The sequence below is a fragment of the Enterococcus sp. 10F3_DIV0382 genome, from assembly GCF_002140245.1.
GTDB lineage: Bacteria > Bacillota > Bacilli > Lactobacillales > Enterococcaceae > Enterococcus_B > Enterococcus_B lactis.
Map to the genome: position 1 here is coordinate 667002 of NZ_NGMF01000001.1, position 9709 is coordinate 676710.

6 protein-coding genes, 1 pseudogene and 1 other annotated feature are annotated in these 9709 nt (G+C 38.6%); of the genes and pseudogenes, 6 read left to right on the forward strand and 1 reads right to left on the reverse strand.

Annotation, left to right across the window (positions count from 1 at the left end; translation table 11 throughout):
• Positions 1–73: 73 nt before the first annotated feature.
• On the forward strand, positions 74–673 hold the full coding sequence (locus tag A5849_RS03295; RefSeq protein ID WP_002292597.1) for a TetR/AcrR family transcriptional regulator: 600 nt from the start codon (positions 74–76) through the stop codon (positions 671–673).
• A gap of 69 nt (positions 674–742) precedes the next feature.
• Here A5849_RS03295 and A5849_RS03300 read toward each other — a convergent pair whose 3' ends face one another.
• On the reverse strand, positions 743–2044 hold the full coding sequence (locus A5849_RS03300; protein WP_002345414.1) for a polysaccharide deacetylase family protein: 1302 nt from the start codon (positions 2042–2044) through the stop codon (positions 743–745).
• A gap of 262 nt (positions 2045–2306) precedes the next feature.
• Positions 2307–2512: a binding site (T-box leader), on the forward strand.
• 105 nt (positions 2513–2617) lie between these two features.
• Here A5849_RS03300 and tyrS point away from each other — a divergent pair.
• From tyrS to A5849_RS03325, 5 genes and pseudogenes are all read left to right on the forward strand, one after another.
• Entirely contained in the window at positions 2618–3874 is a 1257-nt protein-coding gene (gene tyrS, locus A5849_RS03305; protein ID WP_002310719.1) for a tyrosine--tRNA ligase, read from the forward strand.
• 291 nt (positions 3875–4165) lie between these two features.
• The gene (tdc, locus tag A5849_RS03310; RefSeq protein WP_002286400.1) at positions 4166–6043 is read left to right on the forward strand and encodes a tyrosine decarboxylase; all 1878 of its coding nucleotides are present in this window, start codon (positions 4166–4168) and stop codon (positions 6041–6043) included.
• A gap of 266 nt (positions 6044–6309) precedes the next feature.
• Positions 6310–7707: a tyrosine-tyramine antiporter gene (tyrP, locus tag A5849_RS03315; protein ID WP_002316652.1), complete on the forward strand. Its 1398-nt coding sequence runs from the start codon at positions 6310–6312 to the stop codon at positions 7705–7707.
• Positions 7708–7815: 108 nt separating this feature from the next.
• Positions 7816–9183 (forward strand): Na+/H+ antiporter NhaC, encoded by a 1368-nt coding sequence (gene nhaC, locus A5849_RS03320; protein WP_002310724.1) that lies wholly within the window; start codon positions 7816–7818, stop codon positions 9181–9183.
• Between the two features lie 242 nt (positions 9184–9425).
• Positions 9426–9709 (forward strand): annotated as a pseudogene (locus A5849_RS03325) (hypothetical protein); the annotation flags it as partial.

A 9709-nucleotide genomic window follows, 5' to 3' on the forward strand; every position in this document is an offset into this window, starting at 1 on the left:
AGTTATAATAAACCTCAGAATAAATTTGAACTATATATATTATAAAAGTTTAAAATTACGGGAGGCTCTATAAATGAACGGTTTTGAAAAGAGAGCACAAGAGAAAAAGAAAGAGATTTTACAAGCAGCTTTTGACTTGATGAACACAGACATAGGAACCGCTGGAGTGACGATGGATAAGGTTGCTGAGAGCGCTCAGGTAAGTAAAGCGACGATTTTTAAATATTTTGGCAGCAAGGAAGGGCTGATTTATGAAGTATTTTTCACATTTATGAATGATTTAGGGCAAGAAGCGAAAGCGTTGATTGCGGAAAATCTTCCATTTGAAGAAACGCTGATTGCTATGAGTGAAAATAAAATCCGCTATCTCAATCGAGTGAACAAACAATTTTATATCGATTTGATGACATACTATACAAAAAAAGAAAAAAAAGAATTTTCTGACGCGATGGATGCGTATACGCAAGAAAGTTTCAGTATCATGCTTGATCTTTTCCACCGAGGACGTAAAGAAGGAAAAGTGGATTTGAAATATTCGGATGAGTTTTTGATCCTCTATTTTCAAGCAATGGTAGAAGGAATTTCTAAGCCGGAGATATACGCAAAACTGCTTCCATATACAGCAGAATGGACAGAAGTCCTGATCAAAGGTATCGCGCCGAAGAAGAAATAAAGCATAAAAAAAGCCGAAACTGACGATAAAATGCCAGTTCGGCTTTTTTTGTTTATAAATGATGTAAAATCAAGCGGATTCGCGTGCTTCTTTGTCGTAGACCTCATGAACATTGATGAATGGATCAAGAATAGGGTTTTGTCCGTCTAAATCTGATTGGAACCGAATGCCATCAATATTGATTCGAGCATTTCGATAGAAATCCGTACCTAATTGTCCCCAAGCGGGAGTAGAAGCATCTACATTGCAGAAAATATCGAAACCTTGACTCTTCAAGTAAGCAAATTTTTGATTTTCTGCTGAATAAGGCTGCCAGTCGCTAATATCTGCACCAAATGGATAAATCAGGATATTTGTTTTTCCTAGGATAGGTGCAACTTCTTGCTGCCATAATTCATTGTCTTTTTTGACATCCTCTAATGAAGCTTGAGTCATATTCAAGTGTCCCCAGGTATGGGAAGCAAAGCTCCAACCATCTTTCTTCAACTGATCAGCCACTTTTTTAGCTTCTTCGCTCTCTTTTTTTGTTTTTTCGTTATCTCCGTATTGAGACTTGGATGTTCGATAACCTAAAACACCGTTGTAACCTGTCAGGGCCAAGGTGCCTTTTGCGCCTCGATAAGAAAAATCAGGATGTTTCTTGACAAAAGCATCGATCAGAGGAACCATGTCAAAGTCCCCAATTTCTTCCTTATCATTCTCTTTATAAACATTTTTGATTTCATTGTTATTTGATACGACTAATCGGCTAGGAAAACCGGAATTATCCATATATTCATAATAGCTGACATCATCTTGTGAAAGAATTAATGGTTTTTTTCCTTCAGGTAGCGCAAGCCCGTTAAAGGAAAGATTCCCTTGTTCGTCTTTTTGGATCAAATCATTCAAATTGACTAAAACAAAATCATTTTGATAGAGTTGTTCGATTGAACGGTTGAATTCTTCAACAGTTACCATATAGTCTTTGTATCCTTGAGCCTGTTGAGAGTGGAAGGCTTTTTGTGGGTCCACGATCAAGCTGTGAAAAAAGACGTGAGAGATCTGAGTAGGATCAGACCAGTCAATTAGTTGTTCTTTCTCCTTTTTCAGTGTTTGAAGAAGCTGCTGTGTTTCCGGAGATCCGTTTTTACTGTTTTTCTCCAATAAAGCAATCGCTTGGTCATAATCATAGCTTTGTGCCAGATTTTTTGCTTGAGTCACTAGCTGTTGCTTATCATCCATTGGCTCTTTTGTCTTTTCTGTTATTTTTTTTTCATGAATAATCGGTTCTTTTTTTGTGTATGCTCGGATGACAAAAAAAAGACTTAAAATTAAAATAACGACAGTTAAAGCAGAAGTGGCTCCTAAAATAATTTTTTGCTTTTTTTCCATATACCTCGTCCCTTACTTTTTCATTTTTTTACTCGTCCCGTTCTTCATTGTAACGAAGAAAGAATAAGAGGAAAAGTAAAGTGACTTCTCGATAAATTGCAGAAAAAATACAGAAAAAATAGTTTCTTTTAACAATAGTTGAAAATAAAATGTTCGGGATTAGAGCGGATTCAAAAAAGAAAAAATGAGGAATTTAAAAAAAATATCCTTTTTCTGTTGACAAAGAAAAAGTTGCGCTCTATGATAGACACATATTAATAATAACAAGACGAAGATTGAAACGAAGTAGTTGTTAAAGCCAATGTTTCAGAAAGCTGGTGGTTGCTGCAAACCAGTACATGCTTTAAAGCGAATTACATTTCAGGAGTCTCTGGCAGTGATTGCCACGCGACAGCGTTAAATGTTCGAGAGGTATGTTGGATATCTAGACATACAAATTGGGTGGTACCGCGAGATTTCGTCCCTTGGCTATATGCCAAGGGACTTTTTTTATTTTCCATCCCGAAGAAATACTTAATGACGCATGCTAGCAGGTTCCTGCTTTCATAAAAAAACTACACGGAGGTCAGTAAAATGAATATTATTGATGAATTAACTTGGCGCGACGCCATTAATCAGCAAACAAACGAAGAAAGACTTCGCGAGCTCGTTGAAGAAAAGAGCATTTCACTTTATTGCGGCGTTGATCCAACTGGTGATTCGATGCATATCGGACATTTGATCCCATTTATGATGATGAAAAGATTCCAATTGGCAGGCCATCATCCATATATTCTGATTGGCGGCGGAACAGGAACAATCGGCGACCCAAGCGGCCGTAAAACAGAACGTGTGTTGCAAACGATGGAACAAGTACAACATAACGTGGATGCACTTTCCAATCAAATGAGAAAATTGTTTGGTAAAGACGCAAATATCACATTTGTGAACAACTACGACTGGTTATCAAAAATCTCTTTACTTGAATTTTTGAGAGACTACGGTAAAAACTTCAACATCAACACGATGTTAGCAAAAGATATCGTTGCCAGCCGTTTGGAAGTAGGGATCTCATTCACAGAATTCACTTACCAAATCCTGCAATCCATCGACTTTTTACATCTGCATAAAACATACGATGTACAACTACAAATCGGTGGAGCAGACCAATGGGGAAATATCACAGCTGGTTTAGACCTGATCCGAAAATTAGAAGGACCAGAAGCAGAAGCGTTCGGTTTAACGATTCCATTGATGTTGAAAGCGGACGGAACGAAATTCGGAAAAACCGCAGGCGGTGCCATTTGGCTTGATCCTAAGAAAACTTCACCATTTGAATTCTACCAATTCTGGTTGAATCAAGATGATCGTGATGTAGTGAAATACTTGAAATTCTTTACGTTCTTATCTCAAGAAGAAATTGAAGAATTAGCGAAAAAAGTAGAGACAGAACCTGAGAAACGTGAAGCACAACGCCGTTTGGCAGAAGAAGTTACAAGATTTGTGCATAGTGAAGAAGACTTGAAAGAAGCGCAAAAAATAACGCAAGCATTGTTCTCTGGAAATATTAAAGAACTAAATGCGGAAGAAATCGCGCAAGGATTCGGTAAAATGCCGAACGTTGAAATTTCAAGCACACCTGAAAATATCGTGGAGCTACTTGTTTCCACAAAAATTGAACCATCTAAACGTCAGGCACGGGAAGATGTTTCAAACGGAGCTATAAGTATTAACGGTGACCGCGTTACCGATTTAAATTTTGTCATAAATCCATCCGATGAATTCGATGGTAAGTTTGTGGTTATTCGAAAAGGTAAGAAAAATTACTTTTTGGCCAAAGTAATTGATTAGAATTTAGTAAGTTTTTGCCTTGAAAAAGGGGAATACTATTACAACATTCCAATTTTGAAACCCATCCTAAAATAGAACGCTGGTTGTCGTTAATACAATCTTTGCGAGGGAGTTTACTTTTGTAAATTCCCTCGTTTTTTTAAATTATTTCAAAAGTGCGAACAATTCGAATAATTGATACATATTAAAATACGATTAAAAAACGGTCGGAAGCTTAGTTTACAGAATAGGAGAACAGGTGTAATGTAGGGCTCGACAAAATTTAAATATTTTTTTTAGGAGGGTTTCACTATGAGTGAATCATTGTCGAAAGATCTAAACCTAAATGCCCTATTCATTGGGGACAAAGCTGAGAACGGCCAAATCTATAAAGCTTTGTTGAATGAATTGGTGGACGAACATTTAGGCTGGCGTCAAAACTACATGCCTCAAGACATGCCTATCATTACGCCAGAAGAAAAAAGCAGTGCTAGTTTTGAACACACTGTGAATAAAACAAAAGATGTTCTATCAGAAATTTCAGCGCGGATGCGTACCCATTCCGTTCCTTGGCATAATGCCGGACGCTACTGGGGTCATATGAACTCTGAAACATTGATGCCATCTTTACTAGCGTACAATTTTGCTATGCTATGGAATGGTAATAACGTTGCTTACGAATCTTCTCCTGCAACAAGCCAAATGGAAGAAGAAGTAGGCATGGAATTTGCAAAATTAATGAGCTATAAAGATGGCTGGGGACACATCGTTGCTGATGGTTCTTTAGCAAACTTAGAAGGACTTTGGTATGCCCGCAACATCAAATCATTGCCACTTGCTATGAAAGAAGTGACACCTGAACTAGTTGCTGGAAAAAGCGATTGGGAATTGATGAACTTGTCAACAGAAGAAATCATGAACTTGTTAGACAGTGTTCCAGAAAAAATCGACGAAATCAAAGCTCACTCAGCACGTAGCGGAAAACATTTAGAAAAATTAGGAAAATGGTTGGTTCCACAAACAAAACACTATTCATGGCTAAAAGCTGCCGACATCATCGGTATCGGTTTAGACCAAGTAATTCCAGTGCCAGTTGACCATAACTACCGCATGGACATCAACGAACTTGAAAAAATCGTTCGTGGTCTAGCAGCTGAAAAAACACCAATCTTAGGTGTAGTCGGTGTTGTAGGATCAACAGAAGAAGGAGCAATCGACGGTATCGATAAAATCGTTGCATTGCGTCGCGTATTAGAAAAAGACGGTATTTACTTCTACTTGCATGTAGATGCTGCTTATGGCGGATACGGCCGTGCGATTTTCTTAGACGAAGACAACAACTTCATTCCATTCGAAGATTTAAAAGATGTTCATTACAAATACAACGTCTTTACAGAAAACAAAGATTATATCTTAGAAGAAGTACACAGTGCATATAAAGCAATCGAAGAAGCAGAATCTGTAACGATCGACCCACATAAAATGGGCTATGTTCCATATTCTGCCGGTGGTATCGTCATCAAAGATATCCGCATGAGAGACGTTATCTCTTACTTCGCAACATATGTATTTGAAAAAGGTGCAGATATCCCAGCATTACTTGGAGCGTATATCTTGGAAGGTTCAAAAGCAGGGGCAACAGCAGCCAGCGTTTGGGCAGCACACCATGTCTTACCTTTGAATGTCACAGGATACGGTAAATTGATGGGTGCATCAATCGAAGGGGCACACCGTTTCTACAACTTCTTGAATGACTTGTCATTCAAAGTAGGTGACAAAGAAATCGAAGTTCATCCATTAACTTATCCAGATTTCAACATGGTAGACTACGTATTCAAAGAAAAAGGCAACGACGATTTAGTTGCGATGAATAAATTGAACCATGACGTATATGATTATTCTTCATACGTGAAAGGAAGCATTTACGGTAATGAATTCTTAACTTCACATACTGACTTTGCTATCCCAGACTATGGCAACAGCCCATTGCAATTCGTGAACCAACTAGGATTCTCAGATGAAGAATGGAACCGTGCCGGAAAAGTAACTGTATTGCGTGCCAGCGTAATGACACCATACATGAACAAAGAAGAACACTTTGAAGAATATGCTGAAAAAATCAAAGCAGCTCTTCAAGAAAAATTGGAAAAAATCTACGCAGACCAATTATTGGCAAGCGAAGCAAAATAAGCAAGGTAATCATGTTAGAAAACAGCTTGAATGCTAACTGTTTCTGACGCATGTTTGGATCTGAAGAGCAAGGGGTGACCTAAGCTCTTCGATCCCTTTGTTTTGAGGTTGTCTTTGAAGAACTCCTTCAAGCAATAGACTCAAAGAATCCCCTCAAATATTCGCTGAATTGTTTCGTTTATTGCTGAAACTACTTCAAAGACACCGTTATTTTATCCAAAAAATCAAGGAGAGTGTCAACGGTGAGTAAATCTGAAGTAAGTAAAATGGGTCTTGGGACCTTTATCGGTCTGACAATGGCACTGTGTGCAACGGTTCGGAGTATTCCTACGTTAGCCGCAGTCGGTTGGACATTGATTTTTTATTCAATTTTTGCAGTTTTGTTTTTTGCCGGTCCGATATCAATGGTTTCCGGTGAACTTTCAACGATGCTTCCTCAAGAAGGCGGTCCTCAGTTATGGGTAAAAACAGCACTGGGCAGCAAATGGGGATTTGTCGTTGCATGGCTATTATGGGTGCAAATGTTCCCAGGTATGGTAATGGTCGCTTCTACTTTAGGACCATTGTTAGGAAACACATTTGGTAATGTAGAACTTGGCAATAATCATTGGTTCGTTTTAGGTTGTATTTTAGTTATTTACTGGATCATCACGATCTTGAACTTGAAATTCGATATGGCAAAAGTCGGCGGGAACATCGGTGTATGGCTAGGGGTATATATCCCAGTAGTCATCATGTTCGTTTTAGGTGTTTTGGCAGCCTTCAAAGTCGGACTAGTCTCAAACGGCTATCTAGGTGACTTTTCATGGTCAAAAGCTTTCCCTGACTTGGAACATATTGATTCATTGAAATACTTAGCTGGTATCACATTTATTTTTGTTGGGATCGAAATGAGTTCTGTTTACATGCCTCGTTTGAAAGACGCAACAAAAAATTATACAAAAGGCGTATTTATCGCTTTGATCGGATTAGTTTTATTGAATGTCATCAATGCGATGCTTGTTGCCAATGTCGTACCAGATGGAAAAATGGAATTAGCAAATATCACGCAGCCAATCTTGATTGATTGCCAAATCCTAGGCTTACCAGAAGTGATCGGAAATATCTTCAGCTTCATGGTATTTATTGGTGTGCTTTTACAATTATCAGCTTGGGTTACTGGACCATCAAAAACAATCATCCAAGTAGCTCGTGAAGGATTCCTTCCACCAAAATTCGGATTCCATAAAGAAAACAAATACGGCGTATCTAGAAATGTCGTTCTAACACAATCAATCGTTATTTCATTATTTGCTTTGCTTTATGGTGTAATGGATGACGTAAGTGCTGTATTCTTGACACTTACAAATGCTACAACTGTTATTTATTGTATCGTGTACATTTTGATTGCTGTTTCATTGCTTAAAATGCGTAAGAAACATCCAGAATTCGAACGTCCTTACCGAATTGGCAAAAACGGAAACGGCTTAGCTTGGGTAGTCAGCTGCATGCTGATCTTCTCTATCATCGTTGTCGTATTTGCTACATTAGGTACAGCGACATTGAGTGATGCATTATTAGTAGCAGCTATCACAGTGGTCATGTTCGTTATTCCATTGATCATCAATCACTTCAAGAAAGATTCTTGGGGGATTGAGGTAGAAAAAAGTTTAGAAGAAAAATAAAAAAATAAGTCTTTCAGCCGACGATCTGTCGCTGATTTAGTAGGAGGTCCTGCCAAGTGAATAGTTTTTTCATGGCAGGGCCTTTTCATTTGAAATAGGAGATCGACGATGAATAAAAATATTTCTTTAAAAGAAAGTATCGCTGTATTGATCGTGTTGTTGGCACTCCTAGGAGTACTGATCATCGGATTCCAACTCTCGCCACATATCCCGATCCTTGCAGCTTTCATGTGCTTGTTGTTTTATGGCAGATTTAAAAAGTTCTCATGGGATGAGATCCATGACGGGATCGTCAAAGGAATCACTCCGGGGATCATCCCAATCCTGATTTTTCTTTTGATTGGCGTCTTGGTTGCCTCTTGGATTCTATCTGGAACCATCCCTACGATCATGGTTTATGGTTTCAAACTTGTCTCTGTACGTTTCTTTTTGCCGACAGCATTTCTTGTTTGTGCAATTGTCGGAGTGACAGTCGGCAGTTCATTTACAACGATTTCGACGATTGGGATTGCTTTTTTGGGAATCGGACATTTGCTTGGATTCAACGATGCAATGACTACAGGTGCGGTCGTTTCTGGTGCATTTTTAGGGAATAACTGCTCGCCTTTATCGGATACGACAAACTTGGCAGCTGGTATCGGTGGAGTCAATCTATTCGAACATATCGCTGGTATGCGTTATACGGATTTTCCGGCATTCGTCCTTTCGTTGCTTTTTTATACGATATTAGGACAGAACAGTCATTCAGCCGACCTAGCCAGTATCAATGAAATGATCCAAAATATGAAAGCAAGCTTTTGGATCTCTCCTTGGACATTGATTCCGTTAGTTATTTTATTTGGCGGGGCAATCAAAAAAATTCCAGCTATCCCTACATTATTAGCAGGATCGACAGCCGCCCTCGTTCTTTCCTTTATCCATGAGAAAAGTTTGACAATTGGAAAAGCAGCAGACATCTTGATGAATGGTTATGTCGCGCATACACCTGATCCTAAGCTAGATGAACTGCTTTCTCGAGGCGGTATCATGAGTATGTTGGGCTCAGCCAGTTTGATTTTACTGGCATTGGCATTAGGTGGTTTATTGATCAAATATTTGATTGTTGAGACCATCGTGCAAGAATTAAAAGAAAAGATGGATCGACCTTCTCGTTTAGTCGGGTTTACTGCCTTGAGTTGTATCGGAGTCAATCTGATCGTTGGAGAGCAGTACTTGTCCATCATTCTTCCAGGAGAAACATTCAAACGCTCCTTTGATGAGGTTGGCTTATCAAAAAACTATTTGACACGGACGCTAGCAGATTCAGGAGCAACCGTCAATTCTCTTGTACCGTGGGGAGTTAGCGGCACATTCATTATGGGGACGATGAAAGTTAGCGCGTTGCATTACTTGCCATTCGCTTTTTTCTCGATCCTTGCTCCTGTCTTTACAATAATAGGCGGTTTTTTATTGAATCGCCGACATGTGAAAAATTGAAGAAAAGATCAAAAGGTTGTGACTATTTTTGTCACAGCCTTTTTTGCGAAACTAGCGATTTATACGATTGAAAACTATCTTTTCTTCAAAAAGAAATAATAGGAATAGAAGCCTTGATAGTTGCGATAAAATAAAAATGGATAGATAAAATTCGAGAGAAATATGTATTGACGTGGCAGATGAAAGGGGTAGATTTGTTAGTGTATCAGGAGTGCCGTTAGAAGAGCAAAAGGAGAGAAAAGATGGAATTATTAGAAAAAGAAAGTATTGATTTTTATTTGGAGCGTGCTTGGACTGTGTTACGGTATGCTTTTTTCAAGGAAGAAGAGTATGACGGGCTAAATAGTCATCAGGAGGCAGTTTTAGAATTTCTCAATTACTCAAGCAGATTGTGTGCTGGTTGGTCATGGCGAATCAAAGAAGGGCTTATAGTTTCTAAAAAAATATATGCACAAAAACTTTACGAATTCAGAGAAGAAAAAATCAACTATACGGATATCCGATTTTTTGACAAGATGAAAGAGTA